Origin of the sequence: Proteus myxofaciens ATCC 19692, from assembly GCF_001654855.1 — a bacterium.
Taxonomy (GTDB): Bacteria; Pseudomonadota; Gammaproteobacteria; order Enterobacterales; family Enterobacteriaceae; genus Proteus; species Proteus myxofaciens.
The window spans coordinates 1-24,645 of the sequence record NZ_LXEN01000070.1; the positions used below are offsets into that span (position 1 = coordinate 1).

Annotated in this window: 25 protein-coding genes; 13 read left to right on the forward strand and 12 right to left on the reverse strand. The window is 35.6% G+C overall.

All coding sequences use genetic code 11. The features are described from left to right. Positions 1 to 147: 147 nt before the first annotated feature. The 4 genes from M983_RS07625 to M983_RS07640 form a co-directional block, all read right to left on the reverse strand. Positions 148 to 714 carry a hotdog family protein gene (locus tag M983_RS07625; protein ID WP_066749484.1) on the reverse strand — a complete coding sequence of 189 codons (567 nt, stop codon included), beginning with the start codon at positions 712 to 714 and terminating at the stop codon, positions 148 to 150. Between the two features lie 12 nt (positions 715 to 726). Then, entirely contained in the window at positions 727 to 1,482 is a 756-nt protein-coding gene (gene fabG / locus M983_RS07630; protein WP_066749485.1) for a 3-oxoacyl-ACP reductase FabG, read from the reverse strand. A gap of 18 nt (positions 1,483 to 1,500) precedes the next feature. After that, complete coding sequence (acpS, locus tag M983_RS07635; protein WP_066749486.1) at positions 1,501 to 1,869, reverse strand: holo-ACP synthase; 369 nt, start codon at positions 1,867 to 1,869, stop codon at positions 1,501 to 1,503. A 67-nt stretch (positions 1,870 to 1,936) separates the two neighbouring features. Further along, the gene (locus tag M983_RS07640; protein WP_066749487.1) at positions 1,937 to 4,438 is read right to left on the reverse strand and encodes a two-partner secretion domain-containing protein; all 2,502 of its coding nucleotides are present in this window, start codon (positions 4,436 to 4,438) and stop codon (positions 1,937 to 1,939) included. Between the two features lie 718 nt (positions 4,439 to 5,156). Here M983_RS07640 and M983_RS07645 point away from each other — a divergent pair. Next, positions 5,157 to 6,515 carry an NCS2 family permease gene (locus M983_RS07645; RefSeq protein WP_066749488.1) on the forward strand — a complete coding sequence of 453 codons (1,359 nt, stop codon included), beginning with the start codon at positions 5,157 to 5,159 and terminating at the stop codon, positions 6,513 to 6,515. Positions 6,516 to 6,586: 71 nt separating this feature from the next. Here M983_RS07645 and M983_RS07650 read toward each other — a convergent pair whose 3' ends face one another. Further along, the gene (locus M983_RS07650) at positions 6,587 to 7,120 is read right to left on the reverse strand and encodes a GNAT family N-acetyltransferase (protein ID WP_066749489.1); all 534 of its coding nucleotides are present in this window, start codon (positions 7,118 to 7,120) and stop codon (positions 6,587 to 6,589) included. Positions 7,121 to 7,123: 3 nt separating this feature from the next. Continuing rightward, on the reverse strand, positions 7,124 to 8,596 hold the full coding sequence (locus tag M983_RS07655) for a glycosyltransferase family 39 protein (protein WP_066749490.1): 1,473 nt from the start codon (positions 8,594 to 8,596) through the stop codon (positions 7,124 to 7,126). A gap of 188 nt (positions 8,597 to 8,784) precedes the next feature. Here M983_RS07655 and yihI point away from each other — a divergent pair, with 188 nt between their 5' ends. From yihI to M983_RS07680, 5 genes are all read left to right on the forward strand, one after another. Next, on the forward strand, positions 8,785 to 9,279 hold the full coding sequence (gene yihI / locus M983_RS07660; protein WP_066749491.1) for a Der GTPase-activating protein YihI: 495 nt from the start codon (positions 8,785 to 8,787) through the stop codon (positions 9,277 to 9,279). A gap of 515 nt (positions 9,280 to 9,794) precedes the next feature. Beyond that, complete coding sequence (gene feoA / locus M983_RS07665; protein ID WP_066749492.1) at positions 9,795 to 10,031, forward strand: ferrous iron transporter A; 237 nt, start codon at positions 9,795 to 9,797, stop codon at positions 10,029 to 10,031. 48 nt (positions 10,032 to 10,079) lie between these two features. After that, complete coding sequence (feoB, locus tag M983_RS07670; RefSeq protein WP_066749493.1) at positions 10,080 to 12,410, forward strand: Fe(2+) transporter permease subunit FeoB; 2,331 nt, start codon at positions 10,080 to 10,082, stop codon at positions 12,408 to 12,410. Positions 12,411 to 12,437: 27 nt separating this feature from the next. Further along, on the forward strand, positions 12,438 to 12,668 hold the full coding sequence (locus M983_RS07675; protein WP_066749494.1) for a FeoC-like transcriptional regulator: 231 nt from the start codon (positions 12,438 to 12,440) through the stop codon (positions 12,666 to 12,668). Positions 12,669 to 12,880: 212 nt separating this feature from the next. Continuing rightward, positions 12,881 to 13,345 (forward strand): OsmC family protein, encoded by a 465-nt coding sequence (locus M983_RS07680; protein ID WP_066749495.1) that lies wholly within the window; start codon positions 12,881 to 12,883, stop codon positions 13,343 to 13,345. A gap of 62 nt (positions 13,346 to 13,407) precedes the next feature. Here the strand turns inward: M983_RS07680 and bioH are convergent, their stop codons facing one another. Continuing rightward, positions 13,408 to 14,187 carry a pimeloyl-ACP methyl ester esterase BioH gene (bioH, locus tag M983_RS07685; protein ID WP_066749496.1) on the reverse strand — a complete coding sequence of 260 codons (780 nt, stop codon included), beginning with the start codon at positions 14,185 to 14,187 and terminating at the stop codon, positions 13,408 to 13,410. A gap of 37 nt (positions 14,188 to 14,224) precedes the next feature. Here bioH and gntX point away from each other — a divergent pair, with 37 nt between their 5' ends. The 6 genes from gntX to glpD all read left to right on the forward strand — a co-directional run bounded on the left by gntX (position 14,225) and on the right by glpD (position 19,539). After that, positions 14,225 to 14,917 carry a DNA utilization protein GntX gene (gene gntX, locus M983_RS07690; RefSeq protein WP_157091940.1) on the forward strand — a complete coding sequence of 231 codons (693 nt, stop codon included), beginning with the start codon at positions 14,225 to 14,227 and terminating at the stop codon, positions 14,915 to 14,917. Between the two features lie 60 nt (positions 14,918 to 14,977). After that, on the forward strand, positions 14,978 to 15,556 hold the full coding sequence (gene nfuA / locus M983_RS07695; protein WP_066749497.1) for a Fe-S biogenesis protein NfuA: 579 nt from the start codon (positions 14,978 to 14,980) through the stop codon (positions 15,554 to 15,556). Between the two features lie 183 nt (positions 15,557 to 15,739). Next, positions 15,740 to 16,066, forward strand: coding sequence for a thiosulfate sulfurtransferase GlpE (gene glpE, locus M983_RS07700; RefSeq protein ID WP_066749498.1), 327 nt, complete (start codon positions 15,740 to 15,742; stop codon positions 16,064 to 16,066). Positions 16,067 to 16,084: 18 nt separating this feature from the next. Next, positions 16,085 to 16,936, forward strand: coding sequence for a rhomboid family intramembrane serine protease GlpG (glpG, locus tag M983_RS07705; RefSeq protein WP_066749499.1), 852 nt, complete (start codon positions 16,085 to 16,087; stop codon positions 16,934 to 16,936). Positions 16,937 to 16,972: 36 nt separating this feature from the next. After that, positions 16,973 to 17,731, forward strand: coding sequence for a DeoR/GlpR family transcriptional regulator (locus tag M983_RS07710; protein WP_066749500.1), 759 nt, complete (start codon positions 16,973 to 16,975; stop codon positions 17,729 to 17,731). 308 nt (positions 17,732 to 18,039) lie between these two features. Continuing rightward, positions 18,040 to 19,539 (forward strand): glycerol-3-phosphate dehydrogenase, encoded by a 1,500-nt coding sequence (gene glpD, locus M983_RS07715; RefSeq protein ID WP_066749501.1) that lies wholly within the window; start codon positions 18,040 to 18,042, stop codon positions 19,537 to 19,539. Between the two features lie 76 nt (positions 19,540 to 19,615). Here glpD and M983_RS07720 read toward each other — a convergent pair whose 3' ends face one another. Then, entirely contained in the window at positions 19,616 to 19,975 is a 360-nt protein-coding gene (locus M983_RS07720; protein WP_066749502.1) for a DUF488 domain-containing protein, read from the reverse strand. Between the two features lie 293 nt (positions 19,976 to 20,268). Between M983_RS07720 and metF the strand changes: the two genes are divergently transcribed. Beyond that, positions 20,269 to 21,162 carry a methylenetetrahydrofolate reductase gene (gene metF / locus M983_RS07725; protein ID WP_066749503.1) on the forward strand — a complete coding sequence of 298 codons (894 nt, stop codon included), beginning with the start codon at positions 20,269 to 20,271 and terminating at the stop codon, positions 21,160 to 21,162. Positions 21,163 to 21,202: 40 nt separating this feature from the next. On the opposite strand, the gene M983_RS07730 is transcribed toward metF, so the two are convergent. From M983_RS07730 to M983_RS07745, 4 genes are all read right to left on the reverse strand, one after another. Continuing rightward, positions 21,203 to 21,793 (reverse strand): DUF4291 domain-containing protein, encoded by a 591-nt coding sequence (locus M983_RS07730; RefSeq protein ID WP_066749504.1) that lies wholly within the window; start codon positions 21,791 to 21,793, stop codon positions 21,203 to 21,205. A 174-nt stretch (positions 21,794 to 21,967) separates the two neighbouring features. Next, positions 21,968 to 23,065: a Fic family protein gene (locus tag M983_RS07735; RefSeq protein WP_066749505.1), complete on the reverse strand. Its 1,098-nt coding sequence runs from the start codon at positions 23,063 to 23,065 to the stop codon at positions 21,968 to 21,970. A 243-nt stretch (positions 23,066 to 23,308) separates the two neighbouring features. Further along, positions 23,309 to 24,079, reverse strand: coding sequence for an ABC transporter ATP-binding protein (locus tag M983_RS07740; RefSeq protein ID WP_066749506.1), 771 nt, complete (start codon positions 24,077 to 24,079; stop codon positions 23,309 to 23,311). Between the two features lie 3 nt (positions 24,080 to 24,082). Continuing rightward, positions 24,083 to 24,645, reverse strand: a 563-nt coding sequence (locus M983_RS07745; RefSeq protein WP_066749507.1) for an ATP-binding cassette domain-containing protein, incomplete at its 5' end; no start/stop codon positions are given.

Genomic DNA, 24,645 nt, shown 5'->3' on the forward strand with positions numbered 1-24,645 from the left:
TCATCAATTTGGTTTATGTTTCTATATAAATTAAGTCTTTCAATTAATCCTGCTTTCACTATTTTTAACATATTTTTTCTTATTTCAATTTTTTCATTTAATAAACTTTTATTTATCATAATATTCATCTCTAAAAAATTAAGTGGTCTATTTTAATTCATAACTTTCTCTATAATTAACGATAGTGCCATTAGCGATAATATTTTTCCCTACTCTCGCCTCTACAAAATAATGTTTAAAATAATAAGGATCTGAAAGAATTAGCTTACTTTTTACTTCTATCGTATCACCAGGATATACGGCATTTTTATATTTTAAATTTTGTGAAGCTAATACACCTTCAACATTCTGCCTATGAGTACATAGAATAGATTCTGAAATAGGTTCATTTATTGCTTTAGATATATCATTAAACGATTTCAATTCAATATTTTTTAAGCGTTTATAAAGAATACAAAAATCATTAATAAAAGATAAATATTCACTGGCCTGTCCAAATATCTCAGCAATCATTATTCCTGGCATTACGGGATGTTGAGGAAAATGTCCTAATAAATAATTATCATTGAATGTGACATGCTTTATAACGGTAATATGTCCTTTTTTACCTGGAATAAAATCAATAATTCTATCCACCATAATAGTGGGTTGCCGCCATCCTCCCATTTTTAAAAATAAGGTAGGTGGCACAAGTGAATGATTATAGTGACTCATTAATTTGTTCTCTCATCGCATTACCATGCCACCATCAACTATTAGCGTTTGCCCAACGATATAGCTAGATGCCTCTGAACTTAAAAATAAAATAGCATTTGCAACTTCTTCACTTAAACCTAAACGTTGAAGTGGAATAACAGATTTCACTTGTCTAACAATCTGACGTGATACTTTTTTTACCATCACAGATTCAATCATACCGGGAGCGACTGCATTAACTCTTATTCCTTTACTGGCAAGCTCTGCTGCAAGTGTATGCGTAAAACCAATAATTCCTGATTTGGCGGCACTATAATTACTTTGTCCAATACTAGGTACAATACCGGCAATAGATGAAACATTAATAATGACACCTTTATTTGCCGATCGTAATAACAATAATATTTGCTTTGTAAAATGACATGTTCCTATTAAATTAGTTTTAATAACATATTCAAAATCATTAATGTTAATAGCTGAAAATAATTCATCTTTGATAACTCCAGCATTATTTACTAATACATGTACAGTATTAACATATTCTTTTAATAAAATAAAAAAGTCGGTAATTGAATCATTATCACTAATATCGCAATTTAAAATATATAGTGATTCACTATATCTATTTTCTTCTTTTAATTTATCTAATTCATTTCTGTTTTTATGATAAACAGCAAAAACTGTACAGTTTTGTTCAAGATATTTTTGACAAATTGCTATTCCTATATCTCCGTTGGCTCCTGTTACGATTATATTTTTTTTATTTAAATCAGAATATGTAAACATAATTCATTACCTATTAGATTAATTGAATACTGCCATTGCTACCGCATATTCATTACAATGAGAGATACTTAATGATGTTTTTACTATATTTTCTTTATTTAAAATTCTAAGGAAATTACCTGTAAAAATATAATAAGGAGCATCATATATATCATGTCTTATCTCTATGTTATGAAATAAAATACCAAGACGAAAACCTGTTCCTAATGCCTTTACTGCTGCTTCTTTTGCTGCCCAAAAACCCGCAATACGATGATGGTTTTTATTTAAAATCCCTATTTCCTTTAGTTCATATGTTGTTAATATTTTCCTTAATAATTTCTCACCACTTCTTTCTATTGCAAGAGAGACTCTTTTTATTTCTATAATATCTATACCACTTTTCATTAAATACTCTATGTTTATATTATTGAATATATGAGCGGTAGTTATACCGCTCATCGTTTATTTATTTTTATTCTTCATCAGGACTTATAACTTTACCTTTATTGGTATATTTCCCTGAATTATTGATGGTTAATTTTTCTTTACCAACAATAACACCTGATTTTTCATTAGTAATATTTTGACCTGAGATTGTGGATGTTTTCACTGAATTTAATATTCCGCGATTAATAATGTTTCCTTTAACATTAAGTTCAAGGCTTTCCTCACCAGAAGCAACACTATCTACAGCATTGGTATATTTACCTTCAATATTCATCATTAACTTTTTAATACCAGATATCATTCCACTATTTTCAAAGTCAGTATAAATGGTAATATCTGAAATACCTTCTGATGCAACAACACCTTTTAAGTCATTGCTATCAACAGAACCACTACCATTATTTTTAAGTACACCCGTACGTAGTGTTAATTTATTTTCACCAAATAACGTACCTTGTGTATTAGTAAAGAATGTAGAAATAACAGAAGCTTCTTTTTTAGATGCAATAAGACCCTTGGTATTATCAATATTTTGATAATTTAATTTCATATCGCCATTTTCTGTTACGATACGACCACTAGTTGAGGAAAGTTTATTACCTTTTAAAATCATATTTCCTTTACTAACAATTCCTCCTTTTTGATCTGGCTGACCTAGATAAAATCCCATTTCTGTTTTAAATTCAGCACTATTATTATTAGTGACTTCAGGTGCATCGACTTCAAGTTTAACTTCTGTCACAGTAAACCCAGCCGTATTATTAAATTTGTCTGTTTTAAGATGAATGACATCACCTTTAATAACGCCTTTATTGTTATTAATATAAGGAGCATTCACCACAACATCATCACCTTCTAAATATAAAACACCATAGGTATTATCGAGCGTTTTCTCAATCGTAATATTAGCGCCAAATTGAGAAGCCAACCCACCATATTGATTGAAGAACTTTTCGCTATTGAAGGTTAAATAACCACCCGTTTTTATTTGTCCCCATTTACTCGAATAATCCCCTTTATTAGCAAGATTCAGAGGTCCCTCCGTTGCGATAATACCTTGATCATTATTTAATCCTGCTGTATTGATTGACATACCACCACTACCACTCAATATGCCTAGTGAGTCATCACTTGCTGTATCTGCGGTTAGGCCTGTATTTTTAAGCGAATTACCATTGGTATCAATTGATAAGCTTTTTACTGACCGTAAGCGACTTTGATCGTTAATAATCTCCCCGCTATTTAAGGTAATATCACCCGCAGCATCGATACGGCTATTAATATTACTGAAACTTTTTATATTGGTATTAATATCAATATAATCCTCAGAGCGCATTTGTCCTGCTTTGTTATTAAAAGTACCGCTATTAATCGTAATACCATTAGTTGCTGCAATACCAACTTCATCACCAATTGTTGATGCATTTGTCATCTCTTTCATATTGGTATTTATATTAACTTTATCTTCACTGGCAATATATGAAGCTTCATTATTTAATTCGCCACTATTTATAGAAACATTACCAATACCAGAAATATTGCCACCATTTATATTCGACAGCTTTTCATTTTTTATATCTATAGAGATGGCTTTACTACTTTGTATTTTCCCTGTTTTATTTGTAATACCATTTTCAAATACAGCATTAATATCACCACTTGATAATATACTGCCTTTTTCGTTTACCAGAGCCCCTGTATGTGATATATCGATACCTGATTCACTACTTTCTATTGTGCCATTATTAATAAGATTTGCTTTTTTTTCTGGACCTACAAATTGAAATGATTCATCTTTAATTTCACCGTATTTTAATACTTGTAAACTGTATTTACTTGCAGCACCACTTCCTTTAATTGCTGTAATTGATTCATTATCTTTATCAACCGCATTGGCTCCTGTTGTCATTTTCACATTGACACCAGCGGCATCCATAACACCATCAACCAACACATTTCTTGCGATTAAATCTAACTGTTCCGTGGTTTCATCAATAACAGCATTACCATTGATAGTAATGTTTCCTTTTTCAACTTTATAACCATTTACTGCACTATCTTGTATCTCTAAAGAACCTGTTGTTAATACAACACGATTAGCACTTAAAAAATTACAGCTACTGCAAGTAATACCTGATGGGTTAGAAAGAATAATCCTAGCATTCGTTCCTGCAACTTCCACAGGTCCATTTAATATACTGGCCTTTTTTGTTTTTACTTCTAAGATAATATCTTCTGCAACACTATTTGATAAATTATTATTACCAGGAACCTTTCCTGATAATATTGTTTCAATTTCATTGATGCTATTATTTAAAATCACACCTTCTTTAGGTACATTAAATGTTTTTACTTCATTAATAGAGCTACCATTAATCGCCGCGGCTATATTAATAACTTCAACATTTTTATTTTGTCCAATATTAGCAGCGGGATCAGCATGTACTACTGTCGCCATATTTAATGTTGATAGAATGGAAAACACGAGTAAATTAACTTTGAAAGAAAATTTATTTTCTCTACTCATCATAATCACCTTAGTTATATTAAATAAATATTTTTTAGATAGAAAATCACCATTTATTTTTATATAAATAAAAATAAAATTTCATATAAGTATAATTAAATGCTGTACTAACAATGTTTAATTTTTATTTCCTTAGAGAGAAATAAGTAATTTAAATGTAGATAAATAAATTTATTTTTCAAGATAAATTAAAAAATAAATTTCATATTAATTGTTATTTTAAATTAACTTATATTTCCTATTATGAATAAAATAAAGGTAATAATAGTAATTAGATAATCTTTTCATTACTTATTAACAAATAAGATACACAACGCGTTGTAATATATAGATTTTAATAAACTAAAATATACTAAGGAAAAATAATACTAATGATGTTATTTTTTAAAATTTATTTTCATACTCATCTATTTTAATAAAGTAAGTATTCTTCCATTTATCATAAAGTGCCCAGTTTATTATTATTTGTTATGATTTAAGTATATTTAAAATGACTAAAATAAAGATTTTCTTATTCTATTATTTATTTTATTTCAATCTTATTGATAGATTATCATTCAATATATCATTGTAAATATTGATATTTCGCTATGGTTTATTTACAGAGATATTGACTCATATTTCCCTGAGAACGCAATCGATTACTTTTTTTTAATGCAGTTCTGTTTTTATTTGTGTAGGATAAAGCGAAAAACATTTTTTTTGGGATCTTTTGTCTATGAGCATGTCATCAACAAATTCTGCACCACAGGGTTTGCTCCAACGTGTGTTTAAACTACAAGAACATGGTACTACAGCGCGCACCGAAATTATTGCTGGTGTCACCACATTCTTAACCATGGTTTATATCATCTTTGTTAACCCTCAAATTTTGGCGGCAGCCCATATGGATATCAAAGCCGTCTTCGTCACAACCTGCTTAATCGCTGCTTTTGGTAGCATCTTAATGGGACTTGTTGCCAATCTTCCTATCGCTGTTGCACCTGCCATGGGATTAAATGCCTTTTTTGCATTTGTCGTTGTTGGCGCAATGGGATATTCATGGGAAGTCGCAATGGGTGCGATTTTTTGGGGTGCTGTTGGATTATTACTACTTACATTATTTCGTATCCGTTATTGGATAATCGCCCATATTCCATTAAGTTTACGCGTTGGTATAACTAGTGGTATCGGCCTTTTTATCGCCATGATGGGGTTAAAAAACTCAGGTATTATTATTCCAAATAATGACACCATTGTGACTATCGGTAATTTTGCTTCTCATAACGTTTTATTAGGTGCACTGGGCTTTTTTATTATCGCTATTCTCGCGGCTAGAAATATTCATGCTGCCATTCTTATCTCTATTATTATCACCACTGTCATTGGTCTGTTATTAGGTGATGTTCAATATCAAGGCGTTTTTTCTCTTCCACCTTCAGTAACAACAGTTGTAGGTAAAGTTGATATCGTTGGCGCTTTAGATATTAGTCTATCAGGGGTTATTTTTGCTTTTATGCTGGTCAATCTTTTTGATTCATCGGGTACATTAATAGGTGTTACTGATAAAGCAGGATTAACCAATGAAAAAGGGCAATTTCCACGTATGAAGCAAGCTTTATATGTTGATAGCCTAAGCTCTGTTGCAGGTTCAGCAATGGGAACATCTTCTGTGACGGCCTTTATAGAAAGTACCTCTGGTGTTTCTGTCGGCGGTCGTACAGGCTTAACTGCGGTTATCGTGGGTATTCTCTTCTTATTAGCCATTTTCTTATCACCCCTTGCTGGTATGGTACCAAGCTATGCTACAGCAGGTGCATTAATTTATGTGGGTGTGTTAATGACATCAAGCCTAACTCGCGTGAAGTGGAATGATTTAACAGAGTCTGTACCTGCATTTATTACCGCCGTGATGATGCCATTTAGCTTTTCCATTACAGAAGGCATTGCGTTAGGCTTTATCGCCTATTGTGTAATGAAAATAGGCACCTTTCGTTGGAAAGAGATCAATCTGTGCGTTGTTATCGTATCGTTACTCTTTATCTTTAAAATATTATTAGTCGATACTCATGCTATTGATTTAAACAACTTGTTCTAATTGATAATAAAAAAGCACAAGTGAAATTGAACACTTGTGCTTTTACGATTTATGCTGTGATATCTATAACGTTATAACAATAATCCATAAATTTCCGAATCTGAAATCTCACCACCCACAACCCAACGTTGTTTTAAATAGCCTTCTTGTTCAAAACCCAATGTATTCAATAACGCTGCAGAGGCTTTATTATTAGGATGAATATCCGCCTCTAAACGACGAATAGCTAAATGAGTATGTAGATAATCAATAAAGGCTAGCATTGCTTCTTTCATTATACCTTTACCTTGATAAACCGTATCAAGACAATAGCCAATTTCGCCACGATCTGAACGAGGATAATAGTTAAAGAAAATACACATACCTAATAGATGGCCAGTTATTTTTTCTGTAATGGCCAAACGCAGATACTCTTTTCGCTCCATATGCGTGATATCTTGGATAATGTCTTCTTGTGCTTCTTGCAATGTTTGCCAAGGAAGATGGCTCCAATAACGCGTCACTTCAGGTGAGCTCATTATTTTAAACCACGCATTAGCATCACTCATTTCAAATGGGCGAAGCCGTAATCTTTGGGTTTCAATCTGAATATCTGTGTAGCGCATGTTTTATCTCTCTTGTTGCGTTTTAGGCGCGACAAAACCAATACAAACAGGTTGTCCTACTCCACCTGGCTCAGAATGAAAGATAATTTCTTGTGTATCATCAATTTTCAAATTAGGCCAATGGCGCAAGCCTTCTGTAAAATGAGCATGATCACAATGAACGCCTACTTTATCAATCAATACAACGCCTTTCTCTTCTAATTGGTCTAGAGTGATATGGCGATTATAGATATTAGGTGGCTGAATGTTTTCTTTGATTATCCATGGCTGAGCAGAATGCGGTCTATCTTTACCATAAAACGTCGTCCATTCATGCATATATTCACCACCAGTATAAGCTAATGGCGTGTGATAACGTTGATGCCAAGCTTGTTCAACCTCATTCACAAATACTTTTACACCAATAAATTTTTGCCCTGCACCTCGTACATTAGTGGCTTGAACAACGGTATATCCTGAAATAATCAGTAAGCCAAAAACACCTAAACCATATAATATACCACGTAATGAACGCGTTGGTTTTATCTTAATTGAACCTACAAATAACGCAGTAGCTACTGACATAAATGGCTGTAACCATTCCGTAATACGCCCACCATCATTAAAACAAAACCAGATAAAAATAATAGATAACGGGAAAAGCAAAATAAAGTTAAGTAACTTACTGTCTTGTGAAGTTGACCAACTTGTTCTTCCGCCATATAAGCGAACAATAATCCACATAATAATAACGGGATAAAATACCGTTAATGCAGCACGTGCAGTACGTAAATTAAAACGGTGATCTATTTGAGAATTTACCCATTTAAAGGCCGCAAAATCGTTTTGCCATAACCAAATAAAATTAGGGATAACAAAAGCAAACCAAATCGCCATAGCTAAATAAAAATAAGGTGAGTGATAGCTTTTACGTACCTTAGGTACAAACACACTTAATATAAATACTGATGCTATAATAGCTAATGATGAATATTTCCCCATAGTGGCAATACCCATCACGATTGCAAATCCAAGCCAATATTTGGGATTATCATTAATAGCACAAACAAAGCAATATAAAGCCCATGCCCAGCAACCAACAAGGATATAATTATCATTGTAAGGAATAATATCAAAGTTAATCACACCTGATAAATTTAATCCTAACATGGCAAACCAAGCAAGGCTGGCATCTTTCGTTAACTTATAAGCTAAGTTCCAAACACCCAATAGCCCAATGGCAATCACAATAAAGTGGATAAAATACCAATAAAAGCTAAAATCGATACCACCGTAAATTGCAGGCCACATAATAAAGCCGACAAACCACGGATTTTTAGGTGAGCCCCATCCTCCATTAGTTCCCCAATTGACAGCTTCTACTGCGTCATAGGGTACAGTGGGGTCAAAGAGATAGCTCACGAAGATCCATAAAATCGCATAACCAATAATCCACCAATATACTGGTTTGCGTAATTGAGTCGCTGTTGATGTCATAATAAACAGAATGTTAGGTTAATAAATTTAAATTTTTAGTTAATTAATGCCACGATACCGTCAAGTATAGTGAAGCGAGCGGTGCATTGTACGTCAGCAAAAATTAAATTGTCTTAATTTTGCGCTTTTATCAAAAAATAGTTTCTGATAGATTGCGCAACCAAGAAGATCACAATCGAGTTACCATTATGAATATGATTAAAAGAACACCCGCAAGTAAAACACGTAAAACGCGTGCTGAATTAAATGCGGAAGGACGTGAGCGTAAGCGTCAAAAGAAACATCGCGGTAATCCTGCTGGTAACCGTCAGCAGGAAGTAGCAACAGGTAAACAAACTGCAAATAGTGAACTAAAAGATCCACGCATTGGTAGTAAAAAACCGATTCCATTAATCGTCGGTGAAACAACCAAAATTGCGAAGAAAAAACCGGCATCCGTTAAACCAGAGCCAACACGTTTAACACCAGAACAAGAATTAGATAACTTAGAAAATGACGCACGTTTAGATGAATTGCTTTCTCGTCTTGAAAATGGCGAAAAGCTGACAGCAGAAGAACAAGCGTACACAGAGAAAACCCTCGATCGTATTGATGCATTAATGGCTGAGTTAGGCATCGAATTTGAAGATGATGATGACGAGGAAAAAACAGAAGATATTATGCAGTTATTGAAAGGCCAATAATCTTTATTAATAACGATTAGCTGGCAGATATTCATAAAGAAAATATCTGTCAGTGATTGTTACTTTTTCACTCATCACTCAAAATATTTTCTTCCTTATTTTACCCCAACCGTTTACCTTATTTAATCATTTCAACGTGATTATTTCCACTTAATACAAATAAATTTAGACTTGTTACCAGTTAACATAATTAATCTATTGTTACACAATTGCTACGTTATATGATAAATAACCTCACCACGTATTTACATTCTATTTTTATTTCTATAACACAGATAAAATATTGCCATATCTGACTTATTTTCACGTTAATTTCTTTTCTCTACTTGATTTACATCAAGGGGAAACGAACATAAAATAAGCTAAATTATGTCCAATAAGGATGGTTATAATTCTCATTTGTATTAAAAATATTTATTATAATTACCTTGTTTTTCTTGTGTGTTATCTTTTTACATGCGTTAATAATTATCAATACTATTGTTTTTGTATCAATATTCGTGGAAGGACAATTTATGTCTCTAATCCCAGACCATAGTTATAAAATTCTGAGTTATTCACCACAGATAAGCCCTGCTTATCGTCAAAAACTGCTGTCATTGGGGATGTTACCAGGTGCCATTTTCAACGTTATTCGTATTGCACCTTTAGGCGATCCTATCCAAATAGAAACACATCGCGTCTCTTTGATTTTAAGAAAAAAAGATCTTGCGCTGATTAATCTCAGTGAAGTCATTCACAACGAAAAATAAACGTTATTAGCTATTCAATCAGGCAACACAACAATTGGCATCACTATTATGACTCCTCTCACTATTGGTCTTATCGGTAATCCTAACGCCGGTAAAACAACGCTTTTTAATCAGCTCACAGGTTCTCGTCAACGTGTCGGTAACTGGGCTGGGGTAACGGTTGAACGCAAAGTAGGTCGCTTCACAACGGCAAACCATAAAGTTGAACTTGTCGATTTACCGGGTACTTATTCTCTTACTACCATTTCAGAACAAACATCACTTGATGAACAAATAGCGTGTCACTTTATTTTAAGTAATGAAGCCGACATGCTTATCAACGTTGTCGATGCATCAAATCTTGAACGGAATTTGTATCTCACATTGCAACTTCTTGAGCTGGGAATTCCATGCATTGTTGCATTAAACATGCTCGATATTGCTGAGCACCAAGATATGCATATCGACATAAAGGCGCTTTCAGAAGAGTTAGGTTGCCCTGTCATTCCATTAATATCGACAAAAGCGACAGGTATTAGTGAGTTAAAACAGACTATCGATACATTTCCAGCAGAAAAGAAAAAGCCAAAAGAACTGCTGACATCCTATCCTGTATGGCTTTTAAATGAAGTAGAAAATTTAGCTGAAAAAATAAATCATGATGAATTTAATCTACAACAACGCCGTTGGATGGCTTTGCAATGTTTAGAAGGGGATATTTATACTCATCAACGCGCAGAATTAACGACTGATGAAATCAAAGCAATTCGTCAACGTATTCAAGATGAACACAATAACGAACCTGAATTAGTCATTGCAGATGCGCGCTATCATAATATTGAACGTATTTGCCATGCGGTTATCAATATGGAGTCTATTAAGCCTAATCGCTTAACGCAAAATATTGATAAAATCATCTTAAATCGCTGGCTAGGCGTCCCTATTTTCTTGTTTGTTATGTACTTAATGTTTGTTCTCGCCATCAATATTGGTGGTGCTTTACAGCCTGCTTTTGAAGGCGGTTCTGAGGCAATATTTATTCATGGTATTCAATGGCTAGGTGCAACCTTCAATTTCCCTGATTGGTTGACCATTTTCCTAGCACAAGGTGTTGGTGGGGGTATTAATACTGTTTTACCTTTAGTACCACAAATCGGCATGATGTACTTATTTTTATCTATCCTTGAAGATTCTGGTTATATGGCGCGTGCAGCTTTTGTCATGGATAGATTAATGCAAACATTAGGTTTACCAGGTAAATCCTTTGTACCACTGATTGTAGGTTTTGGTTGTAATGTGCCTTCTATTATGGGTGCACGTACTTTAGATGCGCCAAGAGAGAGATTAATCACTATTCTAATGGCACCGTTTATGTCTTGTGGTGCGCGTTTAGCGATATTTGCCGTCTTTGCTGCCGCCTTTTTTGGTAAAAATGGGGCTAGTGTGGTTTTCTCTCTTTACCTGTTAGGGATCTTCATTGCCATCCTTACCGGTTTGATGTTGAAACATACCATTATGCGTGGTGAAGCCTCACCTTTCGTCATGGAACTGCCTGTTTATCATGTTCCTCATGCAAAAACACTTTTACTGCAAACTTGGCAGCGTTTAAAAGGATTTGTTGTACGTGCAGGTAAAGTAATTATTGTCGCCAGTATGTTTATCGGTGCATTAAATAGTTTCACATTCTCAGGTAAACCGGCTGATAGCATCAATGACTCAGCACTTGCTTCTGTAAGTAAGGTATTAACACCGCTCCTTAAACCTATTGGTGTTCATAGTGATAACTGGCAAGCAACTGTAGGTCTTGTCACTGGTGCTATGGCGAAAGAAGTTGTTGTAGGTACATTAAATACGCTTTATACCGCAGAAAGTATTATTAATGAGCCATTTGTGCCTGAAGACTTTGATTTATGGGGTGAGATTGGTGATGCCTTTGGTGAAACATGGGATAGCTTAAAAGAGACGTTTACCATTGCCGCACTTTCTAATCCAATAGAAGCCAGCAAAGGTGATGGTGAAATGGATACTGGTACCATGGGTACGATGAGTGCGAAATTTGGCACCTCAACCGCGGCCTATAGCTACCTTATTTTCGTCCTACTCTATGTGCCTTGTGTCTCAGTGATGGGAGCTATCGCTCGTGAAACTAGCCGTGGATGGATGACATTCTCTATTCTTTGGGGATTAAATATTGCTTATTGTGTTGCCGCCTTATTTTACCAAATTGCGACCTTTAGCGAGCATCCTCAAAGCAGTACAATAACCATTGCTATTGTAGTGATATTTAACTTAATACTGTTTATGTTATTACGTCAGGCACGTAATCGTCTTACTATTAATTTAAGCAGTAAAAAATCTTTAGCAAAACAGTGTTGCTCTAAAGAAGGTAGCTGTCACTAAGTTTACGAAAAAGACAGAGGAAATAAGATGGCAAGTTTGATACAGGTACGTGATTGTGTCGCTCTAAATGGCCGAGCTGACGCTCGTCTAGTTAGCCATCAGCTACATATGTCAGAATCACTGGTACAAGCAATGTTAGAGCGATTAAAAATGATGGGTAAAATTCAAGAAGTGGATGTCGAGTCCTGTTTTAGTGGTAGCTGTAAAAGTTGCCCTGAATCAACGGCATGTCAAACTAAAGTGTATCAATTACGATAAATTGCTAATTATTATTCTGTCACTTTAATTCCCTTATTTTATTTATAAAGTAAGGGAATTTTATTTTACCGTCATAAAGCCAATTAACTCATTATTTTTCAATAACTAAATAATAGATTATCTCTTTCTATAATTAATAAATAAAATTGTCATATTAGGTATTAATACTAGTATTAGTTAATAGCTATTTTACAATACAAGGAAAGGATATTATGCCCATTATTGAATTTTCATCTGTTGTAACAAGCGGTAAAGACGGTTGTCTACAAATGCAATGTGCATCAAGGCAATTTACATTTATTCTTGATGAACCCACGTTATTAGGTGGAAAAGACACCGCAATGAACCCAGTAGAAGCATTATTAGGCGCACTAGGCGCTTGTAAAGGAATTGTCGCTAAAAGCTTTGCACGTCAACAAAAAATTAAACTTCATGATATTCGTATTGATGTAAAAGGTGAATTAGACACTGATGGCTTTACCGGTAAAAATAAAGATACCAAGATTGGTTTTAGTAAAATTACTACGCATTTTTATATTAAAGCGGATAATAGTGAGGAAGAAATAAAAGCATTTATTGATTTTATTGAACGTACTTGTCCTGTGTATGACACCATTAGAAATCCACCCATTTGTAAAACCACTTATCATTTAGTCCAAGATATTACAGCGTTGTAACAATAAGTGGTAAAAGCTGCCCTCTTTTATAAAGGGCAGTTATTGCATATCCTTTATTTCATTTAATTTTTTATAATATTTCTACACGCGGTAATTAACGCTTGAGAAAATTCATCAGGATGTGAAATAAATGGGGCATGCGCAGCATGACGGAAAATAACTGAAGGCGAATCTTGATATTCACTATCTAATATCTCAGCGACTTTTCTAGGAACTAAACCATCCAAGTAACCATAAAAGCGGATAAATGGGCAATGTCGTTTTTTTAGTTCATCACGTAAATCTTCGGTACGTAGAATTTCTAACCCACCATTAAGAATGTCAACAGAAGGCAATGTTTGCGCTAAAACAACCTCTTTCAACGCTTTCATATCTTCACGTGCACTTTGCGTGCCTAATGTTTGTAATGCTAAAAAACGCTCTACAGTTCGGTGAAAATGTTCACTTAATTGTTGTTCAAATCCTTTTAATACCTCAGGTTTAATACCAGGCCATCCTTCATGAGCACAAAAACACGGTGATGAGGCGACTGTCACTAATGCTCTTACTTTCTCAGGGTTATCAAGCGCAATACGACTAGCGACTAATCCACCTAAAGACCATCCTAGCCAAATTGCATCATTAGGTGCATGAGTAAACACAATATCAGCCATCTCTTTTAATGTCAGAGTAGGAAAACCTTGGCTACGGCCATAGCCTGGCAAATCAACAAGATGAAGAGTGAAATGCGAGTTTAATCGTGGAATTAATGATTGCCAAACCTCGGCATTCAATCCCCACCCATGCAATAGCACAAGATCTGTTTTTCCTTCACCGATTGTCTGCCAATGCAATTTATTCATTGTTATGCTCTCTTCTCTTATTACAAGGATGTCTATTATGCTGATAACAGTAACAAGTTATTGTTGGTTATGTCGTCAACCACTACATTATGATACTAAAGGTATTTGTTCGAGTTGTCTTCGTCACTTACCAAAGCAATATAGTCGTTGCCCTGGCTGTTTATATCCTTCAAGCTATCCTATGTTGCTTTGCGGAAAATGTTTACGTTCTCCTCCACGTTGGAAACAGATGTTGACAGTTACAGACTATTGCTCGCCATTAAATAAACTGCTACACCTTTATAAATATCATTCTCGCCCTCAAATAGCAGTATGTCTTGCACGCCTTTTTCTACTTCGTTGGCTAACACATCGTCGTGAGAATTTAGTGTGTAAGCCAGATAGAATTATCAGTGTGCCATTGCATCAACGCCGTCGATGGTCTAGAGGATTTGATCAAGTGAATGCTATCGCTAAACCTCTTGCAAGATGGTTAAATTGTGCTTATCAGCCTGATGCCTTAATAAGAACTCGTGCTACACTGGTGCAAAGCCATCTTTCTGCAAAGGAAAGGCAACAAAATTTAAAAAATGCATTTATGTTAAACAACTCAGTGTCGGTATCAGGACGAAATCTGGCACTATTTGATGATGTTATCACTACAGGTGCGACACTAAACGCGATAGTGCCGTTGCTATTTCGTGCTGGAGCACGTTCTGTTGAGGTATGGGCCATTTGCCGAACCTTGTAGTTAACCGCCAATTGGGCGTATGATAACCAACCAGAACAGTCAACTATTGAGCAAGACGATATGATTACTATTACTGATGCCGCTCAGGCACATTTTGCCAAACTACTGGCTAACCAAGAACCCAACACCCAAATTCGTGTATTTGTCATTAATCCAGGTACACCTAATGCAGAATGTGGCGTTTCATACTGCCCACCAGATGCTGTTGAGCCTAACGATACAGAAATTAAATTTGAGAAAATTTCTGCCTATGTTGATGACATCAGCGCACCTTTTCTTGAAGAAGCTGAAATTGACTTTGTGACTGATCAATTAGGCTCACAATTAACGCTAAAAGCACCTAATGCGAAAATGCGCAAAGTAGATGCTGATGCGCCATTAATTGAACGTGTTGAATATGTACTTCAATCACAAATTAATCCTCAGTTAGCAGGCCATGGTGGTCGTGTTACGCTGATGGAAATCACTGATGAAGGCTATGCAATTTTACAATTCGGTGGTGGTTGTAATGGTTGTTCAATGATTGATGTCACCTTGAAAGATGGTATCGAAAAAGAACTGCTTAATCTGTTCCCAGAAGAGTTAAAAGGTGTGAAAGATTTAACTGAACACCAACGCGGTGAACACTCCTACTACTGATTCTCAATGTCAAATCCCCTTTGATATTCACCTGCACTGATATCGAGGGGATTTGTATATGTATTCATATTACAAACACTAATACCATCTAAATAAAGAGATGTTATATAAATAAAGTGTTGTATAACGACAGCGTTCTCTCGCTCAGAATAGATAATTAACGATATAATAAATAAGACAATTATGGACAGCTTTCACTTTCTAAGCACTGAACAAGCTTATCAATTTTTGGTATCACAATCAGCGATTTTAGTTGATGTGAGAGACCCACAAAGTTATCGTCTAGCCCACGCAACAGGGGCATTTCACCTAACCAATGAAACGATTAATGCATTTTTACAAGATGCAGATTTTGATACGCCTATCATGGTAATGTGCTACCACGGCAACAGTAGCCAAGGTGCTGCGCAATATCTCGTCAATATGGGCTTTGAAACCGTTTACAGTATTAATGGGGGTTTTGAGGCATGGCAAAGAGAGTTTCCGCAAGCGATAACTTCTCTGCAATAACAACAGATGAGTTTTTGAATGATCCACATAATCACACTTTCCAACCCTCAACTTGCTGATTTATTTATTAACTATATGGCAACTAAAGGTGTGCATATTCACACCCAAGTCGAAAATCAGCAAATCAGTTTATGGTTAGAAGATGCTCAACAATCCACTCTTGTTGAACAAGAGCTAAAAACCTTTCTTCTAGACCCTTATCATTCTCGTTACCAAGCCGCTAGCTGGCAAGCAGGCAAAGCCCAAAATACACGTATTAATTATCGCTCACCCTTTTCTATAAAAAAAATGGTGCAACAATCCGGTCCTCTCACGGTACTGGTTATTATTCTCTGCATCTTGATTTATATTTGGCAACAATTTGTTGGTGATTACAATGCATTATCCTATATAGGTTGGCCTGATAACGACGCCTCAAAACTAGAAATATGGCGCTATATCACTCCCGCATTTGCTCATGGCTCAATACTGCATATTGCCTTTAATCTCGCAATATGGTGGTATCTTGCAAGTCAGACAGAGCAACAATTAGGTACAGGCAAACTCTTTGTTATTTTACTGGTATCAGCTTTATTTAGTAACTGGGCTCAAGCTCTAGTGAGTGGACCTTATTTCTTGGGGCTTTCTGGTGTTATCTTTGCCCTTATTGCTTATGTTGGCTTTACAGGATTACGCGCTCCTGAAAAGGGAGTTGGTGTACCTTCGGGTTTAATTGTTATTTCTATTCTTTGGATAATTGCAGGCTATAGCGGTCTTTTAGAAGATGCTTTAGATAGCGGCATTGCCAATACCGCACATTTTGCTGGCTTCATTATCGGTTTATTAATGGCTTTGTGGGATAATCGACATCAATTAATGCGTAAATCATAATAAAATTAACGTGATACTAAATATTAGGGGACACCTGTGAAGCAAACACAACGACATGACGCCATTATTGAGTTAGTACGCCTACAAGGTTATGTCACTACAGAAGAACTTGTGGAGCATTTAGAAGTGAGTCCACAAACCATTCGTCGCGATCTCAATGAATTAGCAGAAAAAAATAAAATTCATCGTCATCATGGTGGAGCTGCATTACCTTCAAGCTCAGTTAATGCCGCTTATAATGATCGCAAAATTATGTGGTCTGATGAAAAGTCACGTATAGCACATCGTGTAGCAAGCCTTATCCCTGATGGCGCGACACTCTTTATTGATATTGGTACAACACCTGAAGCCGTTGCTCACGCACTAATTAATCATAAAAATCTTCGCATTGTGACAAATAACCTCAATGTTGCAACACTCCTTATGGCAAAAGAAGATTTTCGTTTAATCTTAGCGGGTGGTGAAGTTCGCTCTCGTGATGGTGGTATTGTGGGTGAAGCAACACTGGATTTTATCTCTCAATTTCGTCTCGATTACGGTATTTTAGGGATAAGTGGTATTGATATGGATGGCTCATTACTTGAGTTTGATTATCACGAAGTTCGTACTAAGCGTGCAATTATCGAAAATTCACGTTGTGTTATGTTAGTGACTGATCACTCTAAATTCGGGCGTAATGCCATGGTGAATTTAGGCAATATGAGCTTAATTGATTATCTGTTTACCGATGAAGCACCACCAGCGGGTATTCACAAAATTATTGAACATCATAATGTTCAACTTGAGCTCTGCTAAATTAATATTCTCTAAAAAGTACTTTAATTGAGGTACTTTTTAGTGCCCATCCCTTTCTTTTTTATAATTTACTCCTGATATCGCTACCTTTTCACAGATATTACGACTATCTTTCATTAAGATATTCGCGATATTTCTCACCTAATAATAAGCATACAAATTATATGGATATGCTAATAAATTGTTATCCATATCACGCACTAATGTTTTTTCTCAGTTATATAGTTGGCAATTACCGTAAATTTCATTACAATCGTGAGCGAAAACGAACATTAAAGAACTGTTTCGCTCATTCGTAGGAGGATGTTATGGAAACTAAAGACTTGATTGTCATCGGCGGCGGAATAAACGGCGCTGGAATTGCGGCGGATGCAGCAGGCCGAGGCCTTTCAGTATTAATGCTGGAAGCTCAAGACTTAGCAAGTGCAACATCTTCTGCGAGCTCAAAATTAATTCATGGTGGCTTACGCTATCTTGAACACTACGAATTTCGTTTAGTCAGCGAAGCATTGGCAGAACGTGAAGTATTATTAAGACTTGCGCCACATATCGCATTTCCTATGCGCTTTCGTCTACCACATCAACCTCATTTACGCCCAGCTTGGATGATCCGTATTGGTCTGTTCCTTTACGACCATTTAGGAAAACGTGTCAGCTTACCAAGCAGCAAAGGGATTAAATTTGGTGCTAATTCTGTATTAAAACCTGAACTCACTCGTGGTTTTGAATATTCTGATTGCTGGGTTGATGATGCGCGTTTAGTCGTACTCAATGCACAAGAAATAGTCCGCCATGGTGGTGAAGTACGTACTCGTACAAAAGTGACTCGTGCATGGCGTGAAAATGATTTATGGATGGTTGAAGCACAAGATTTACGCACGGGTGAAACATCACGTTACCAAGCAAAAGCGTTAGTCAATGCAGCAGGGCCTTGGGTAAAAACGTTATTTGATGAAGGATTAAAACTTAAATCACCTTATGGTATTCGCTTAATCAAAGGTAGCCATATTGTTATTCCTCGTGCTCATGACGAACCACAAGCATATATCTTACAAAATGAAGATAATCGTATTGTTTTTGTTATTCCGTGGATGGATGAGTTCTCTATCATCGGTACAACGGATGTTGAATACAATGGCGATCCTAAAGATGTCGCGATTGATGACAACGAAGTGCAATACTTATTAAAAGTCTATAACGACCACTTCAAAAAACAGCTTACTACAAACGACATTGTATGGAACTATTCTGGTGTGCGTCCACTGTGTGATGATGAATCTGATTCACCACAAGCTATCACTCGTGATTACACACTTGATATTCATGATGATAATGGCAAAACACCACTATTATCTGTATTTGGCGGTAAATTAACAACTTACCGTAAATTAGGTGAGCATGCTGTTGATAAACTTACTGCTTATTTCCCTAATATGGGTAAACCGTGGACAAAAAATGGTCAATTGCCGGGTGGTAATTTAGAAGGTTGTGATCGCGACGGTTATGCACGTTTAATTCGTCAGCGTCATCCTTGGTTACCAGAAGCGATTGCATTACGTTTTGCTCGTACTTACGGTAGCAATACAGAATTACTGCTTGAAGGCATTACTGACTTAGCAGGTATGGGTGAGAAATTTGGTCATAATCTTTATGAAGCAGAACTACGCTATTTAATCAATCACGAGTGGGTAATTGAGCTTGATGATGCTATTTGGCGTCGTACAAAACTCGGGATGTGGCTAAATGACGAAGAAAAACAACGTGTCACCCAATGGTTAGAGAACAATACGCGTGTTATCGCAAAATAAGCGGTCACTGAGTCTCTACCTCTGTTAAAAGTTCTTATTAGCAATTTTTGTGGCGCATATGCGCCACTTTTTTTATTTATTTTATCTCGCTAAGTCTATGTTCTAAAAAATTTTTGAGCACAACAGCATTATTATGTTGCTCATCTTTCCCTGAATACAGTAAGACCAATGATTTTTCTTTTGCGATAGCCAAGAGCGATTGCCAATTTTCAGGTGATGCTTCAAGTTCCTTATTATAGCGTTGAGTAAACTCAGCAAAATCCTCCGTTTCATGAAACCATTTTCTAAGTTCAGTTGAAGGCGCTACAGCTTTATTCCATTCATCATAATGAAAATCTGCTTTTTTAACACCTCGAGGCCAAAGCTTATCCACTAATACGCGGTAACCCTCATTATATCCGTCTTTATCTTCATAAACACGTTTACAAACAATCATTTAACCTTCTCCTTCCTACTCTAGTTTCTTTTATTAGTGTAGAAGAAAAATCACTTAATAGGGCAAAAAAGTCGTCATTCCATTTCACGATTTTAAGGTGACATAACGCAACATGACGTTTTTTCTCATTGCCATTGAAATATCTTCATCAGTAATAACGCCATTAGGTGTTGACTAAATGAACAAATTAACGGAATCTACATCTAGACATCTAAACGTTTAGATGGTTATAAAGACAGGGTAATAATTAAATAAAAATAACAGCATAACAATGTTATCAATGAGGTACAGGTATGAGCTTTTATCACGCAAGTCAACACGAAGCATTAAACCAAAATCTTGCTGAACTTGATGGTCAGATCCAAGTTTCTTTTGAATTTTTTCCACCTCGCACAGAAGAAATGGAAAGCACACTCTGGCAATCACTCGCTCGCTTAAATACCTTAAAACCAAGTTTTGTATCAGTCACTTATGGCGCGAATTCAGGTGAACGAGATAGAACACACTCCATTATCAAAGGCATCAAAGAACGTACAGGATTAGAAGCAGCCCCCCATTTAACGTGTATCGATGCCTGTCGTGATGAACTAAAACATATTGCCCAAGATTACTGGGATAGCGGTATTCGCCATATCGTAGCATTAAGAGGCGATTTACCAGATAACTCAACCCAACCTGAAATGTATGCAACAGACTTAGTTCATTTACTTAAAGATATTGGCGATTTTGATATTTCAGTCGCGGCATATCCTGAGGTTCATCCTCAAGCAAAAAGCGCACAAGCTGACTTAATTAATCTTAAAAGAAAAGTAGATGCTGGCGCTAACCGAGCCATTACACAATTTTTCTTTGATGTTGAGAGCTATCTGCGTTTTCGAGACCGCTGTGTATCAACAGGAATTGATGTCGAAATAGTTCCAGGTATTTTACCCGTCACTAATTTTAATCAATTAAAACGCTTTGCTGGTTTAACGAATGTCAAAATCCCAGGATGGATGAATAAAATGTTTGATGGGTTAGATAACGATCCTGAAACCCGTAGCTTAGTTGGGGCTTCTATCGCCATTGATATGGTGAAAATACTCAGTCGTGAAGGTGTGAAAGATTTCCACTTTTATACGCTTAATCGTTCTGAACTTGCTTATGCTATCTGCCATACTTTAGGTGTTCGCCCTGCTGTAAATTAAGTCAAATGGCTTACCCCGCTTGCTAAGCGGGGTAAAAAGACTACATATCAAAAGGATAAGGTCTTTCGATAGGAAGTAGGCTGTATGCAGTATCTAAATCACCATTGGCAATACAGGCATCAATTTGATGTACCTTATTGGTAATATCGGTGATATTTACAATCCACTCTTTGCAATATTTTTCAACCGCTTGATTGCTTAATCCTATTTGAATAGTGCGATAGCTAAGTCTATTAAGATAAATATCGCGTTCAGGGTCCCACTGAATACGGATATCACTTGCCTCTGTCGCGGCTTTCCATTCTTGTGCACTATCGTAGCAATCGGGGTCAAAATGACTCACAACCCCTTCTTTAAGCATTTCTTGAAAACCTTCATGAGTAATATCAATAGCAAGAATGGATGCTTGATCAGGATCTTTACGTCCCCAACCAGAACGGTACATCATCCAAAGAAAAGACGGTTTTACCCACGTCATTCTGGTTAAACTAAAGGGAGGCGAAACAAAAGTTCCGTTTGCGACTGCGCTCTGAGCAATAGTATTGGAATAGGCTTGATACACACGAACAAAATCATCTGTGTAATATGCTCTTATTTGACACTCAGGACATCGGTCAACATCGTCGTTCATCGTTCTTTAATATCCTTTTATATTAATAAAATGGAACTATACGATTAAATTATGAGCCTCTAGCGAATGATAATCAAGGCTAGGGTGTTTTAGATAGCGTATCGCGTCTTAAAAAAACCAAAAAAAAGAATAGCAATAAAACCTATCACTTACTGTTTTGATTGTGGGTAATTCTCAATCTTTTAACAGGTATCTTATACTGCGACCACCAGCCCCACTATCAACTAAAAACTTATGCTCAACAAGAAAAGCTAAATGTCTCGTTGCACTTGCTCTACTTACCTTAGCAACACTTTTATATTGGCTATTATTAATTCCATCAGCAAAATCACCCTTTAGCATTCTATTAATGACTTTAGATTGCTCTAGTGATAACAATGATTGATCATGTGCCTGCCAATATTTTGTCGTTCTTACTGTATTATCTACTTCGTTAATCGCTTCTTGCATTGAAAGCTGTAATGTATTTAAAAACCAAAATAACCATTGTGTGATATCACTATCACCTTTTTGCGTTTTTTCTAAAACATCATAATATTGTTGTCGTTGTTCATTAATTGTTTTCGACATAGCGTAGAGTCTAACAGTCCTCTTCTCAGCCTGAGCTAAAGCTAAATCCATAATTAATCGACCAATTCTACCGTTTCCATCTTCAAATGGATGAATAGTTAAAAACCAAAGATGAGCTATTGCTGCTCTAATAATAAGATCAGGCGTATAGTCAGTTTGTGATTGATTAAACCAAGCTAAAAACAATGTCATTTCTGACTCAACTAATTCAGGAGGTGGTGCTTCAAAATGAACGATAGGTTTATCAATTCTTTTTCCAGAAATAACTTGTACAGGGCTAGTGCGATATTGCCCCGAAATAATTGGATGTAAAATTGAGTGTCCTTCAGTAAAGAGTAAATGATGCCATTGAAATAAACGCTCATGTGTTAATGGCTCATCAAGATTATTAATAGCATCTAATGCAGCACGTACAAAACCTTCTGATTTCTCATCAGTAGGATAACTTTTTTCCTCTATAATACCTAATCGGGTTGCTAATGAAGAACGAACTGAAAAAGCATTTAATTTTTCGCCTTCAATATCACTTGAATAAATAATGTTCGCCAAAATAGAGTCTAACGCTGATGTATTATTATCTGGAAGCATCTGACTTTGACCATAAAGAGTCCCTTGAACAAAACGTGTCTCAGTCAATAGAGGAATAATAGCCTCATTATCAAACGTAAAATGTGTCCAATCTGCGTGTTGCCAAATCCACATAATTCACCTCATGAGTCAAATAATCACTCTATTCTACTCACAGAATGAGGCAAATAGAAACCTTAATCTACTCACAAAGTGAGGCGAATAGCTAATTTAATTGACTCATCATAATGCAGTAGACACGATATAAGATGATTAAATGGTCGTTAAAGTAATCTAATAATCATTTAACAATATGATTTTATTGCTTTAGTGGTATGTAATGAGAAAAATAGAATAAATTATCATCGTAAAAATAAGTTAAATAACAGACTGAATGATTTTTTTGGCATAGTCATGTTTTACATTTGCTAATTCTTTGATGTCACATAACTCTATTTTTTGGCCTTGAGAGAAAAACATCACCGTATCGCAAAAATAAGTCACTGTTTTAATATCGTGACTGATAAAAAAGTACGATAACTGCAATTCTTCTTTTAGTGATTTTAACAATTCTAATATTTCAACTTGTGTGGGTATATCGAGAGAACTGAGTGCTTCATCTAATACAATTAACTGAGGCTGTGAGGCTAAAGCACGGCACAAACAAACACGCTGAGCTTGTCCACCAGATAACTCATGAATATAACGGTGGTATACGTTATCAGAAAGTCCCACTTTATTTAGCAAAGTAACAATATGCTGTTCTAACTGATTTTTATCACAAAGTTGCTTCATGATTCTTATTGGCTCAGCAATAATATCAGCGACCGTAAATGTCGGATTTACTGATGTCAGATAATCTTGAAAAACAATGCTTATCACGCCTTGTCGATATATACGTTGGGTAACAGGTAAATTATTTAAATAAATATCGCCACTATCAGTAGATTCTAACCCACAAATTAAACGCGCTAAGGTACTTTTACCACTACCACTTTCACCAACAAGTCCAAAAGCTTCACCACGCTGAATATAAAAAGAAAGTGATTCGATAATGCGTTTTCTTTTCTTAAAAAACGTACCTTTGGTTTCAGCATAAGATTTACTGATATTGTTAACCTGTAATAGTTTGTTTTCTTTATTTATCATGATCTAAATACCCGTTAATTGTTTAAAGCGAGCAGACAACTTAGCACTTGTCTCTATTAAATAACGGGTATAATTTTCTTTCGGTGAAAGCAATACGCTTTCTTTATCACCATATTCAACTAAATGCCCTTTTTCTAGCACTAAAATATCGTCAGCTATTTCACTCACTAATGCTAAATCATGAGAAATAAAAATAAGTGTGGAATGCTGCGTCGCTACGATTTGTTGAAATGACTGTATTATCTCTCGACGTAAAGGTGCATCTAATGCTGTCGTGGGTTCATCCGCAATCAATAATTTAGGAGATAAAGCAAAAGTTATCGCAATCATTACTCTTTGCAATTGTCCGCCACTTAATTGATGAGGAAAAGCCTGCATAATAGAGGAAATATCTCTCGGAAAAAAATGAGATAATGCATGAAAGGCTTTCTCTTTTGCTTGCTGTTTAGTTAGTGAAAAATGATAAATCAGCGTTTCAATAAATTGTTTACCAATACGCATCAACGGGTCAAATGCACTCATTCCATTTTGTACAATAAGACCTAATTCTGTACCTAATAAATGAC

Excerpts from the sequence above, each read along its gene's own strand:
- acpS (WP_066749486.1), bottom strand. The coding sequence starts at position 1,869 with ATGAAAAGTGGTATAGATATTATAGAAATAAAAAGAGTCTCTCTTGCA.
- M983_RS07650 (WP_066749489.1), bottom strand. The coding sequence starts at position 7,120 with ATGCGCTACACAGATATTCAGATTGAAACCCAAAGATTACGGCTTCGC.
- feoB (WP_066749493.1), top strand. The coding sequence starts at position 10,080 with ATGACTCCTCTCACTATTGGTCTTATCGGTAATCCTAACGCCGGTAAA.
- yihI (WP_066749491.1), top strand. The coding sequence starts at position 8,785 with ATGAATATGATTAAAAGAACACCCGCAAGTAAAACACGTAAAACGCGT.
- bioH (WP_066749496.1), bottom strand. The coding sequence starts at position 14,187 with ATGAATAAATTGCATTGGCAGACAATCGGTGAAGGAAAAACAGATCTT.
- glpG (WP_066749499.1), top strand. The coding sequence starts at position 16,085 with ATGATCCACATAATCACACTTTCCAACCCTCAACTTGCTGATTTATTT.
- gntX (WP_157091940.1), top strand. The coding sequence starts at position 14,225 with ATGCTGATAACAGTAACAAGTTATTGTTGGTTATGTCGTCAACCACTA.
- M983_RS07645 (WP_066749488.1), top strand. The coding sequence starts at position 5,157 with ATGAGCATGTCATCAACAAATTCTGCACCACAGGGTTTGCTCCAACGT.
- metF (WP_066749503.1), top strand. The coding sequence starts at position 20,269 with ATGAGCTTTTATCACGCAAGTCAACACGAAGCATTAAACCAAAATCTT.
- M983_RS07675 (WP_066749494.1), top strand. The coding sequence starts at position 12,438 with ATGGCAAGTTTGATACAGGTACGTGATTGTGTCGCTCTAAATGGCCGA.
- M983_RS07640 (WP_066749487.1), bottom strand. The coding sequence starts at position 4,438 with ATGAGTAGAGAAAATAAATTTTCTTTCAAAGTTAATTTACTCGTGTTT.
- nfuA (WP_066749497.1), top strand. The coding sequence starts at position 14,978 with ATGATTACTATTACTGATGCCGCTCAGGCACATTTTGCCAAACTACTG.
- M983_RS07655 (WP_066749490.1), bottom strand. The coding sequence starts at position 8,596 with ATGACATCAACAGCGACTCAATTACGCAAACCAGTATATTGGTGGATT.
- M983_RS07730 (WP_066749504.1), bottom strand. The coding sequence starts at position 21,793 with ATGAACGACGATGTTGACCGATGTCCTGAGTGTCAAATAAGAGCATAT.
- M983_RS07740 (WP_066749506.1), bottom strand. The coding sequence starts at position 24,079 with ATGATAAATAAAGAAAACAAACTATTACAGGTTAACAATATCAGTAAA.
- glpE (WP_066749498.1), top strand. The coding sequence starts at position 15,740 with ATGGACAGCTTTCACTTTCTAAGCACTGAACAAGCTTATCAATTTTTG.
- glpD (WP_066749501.1), top strand. The coding sequence starts at position 18,040 with ATGGAAACTAAAGACTTGATTGTCATCGGCGGCGGAATAAACGGCGCT.
- fabG (WP_066749485.1), bottom strand. The coding sequence starts at position 1,482 with ATGTTTACATATTCTGATTTAAATAAAAAAAATATAATCGTAACAGGA.
- M983_RS07735 (WP_066749505.1), bottom strand. The coding sequence starts at position 23,065 with ATGTGGATTTGGCAACACGCAGATTGGACACATTTTACGTTTGATAAT.
- M983_RS07680 (WP_066749495.1), top strand. The coding sequence starts at position 12,881 with ATGCCCATTATTGAATTTTCATCTGTTGTAACAAGCGGTAAAGACGGT.
- feoA (WP_066749492.1), top strand. The coding sequence starts at position 9,795 with ATGTCTCTAATCCCAGACCATAGTTATAAAATTCTGAGTTATTCACCA.
- M983_RS07720 (WP_066749502.1), bottom strand. The coding sequence starts at position 19,975 with ATGATTGTTTGTAAACGTGTTTATGAAGATAAAGACGGATATAATGAG.
- M983_RS07625 (WP_066749484.1), bottom strand. The coding sequence starts at position 714 with ATGAGTCACTATAATCATTCACTTGTGCCACCTACCTTATTTTTAAAA.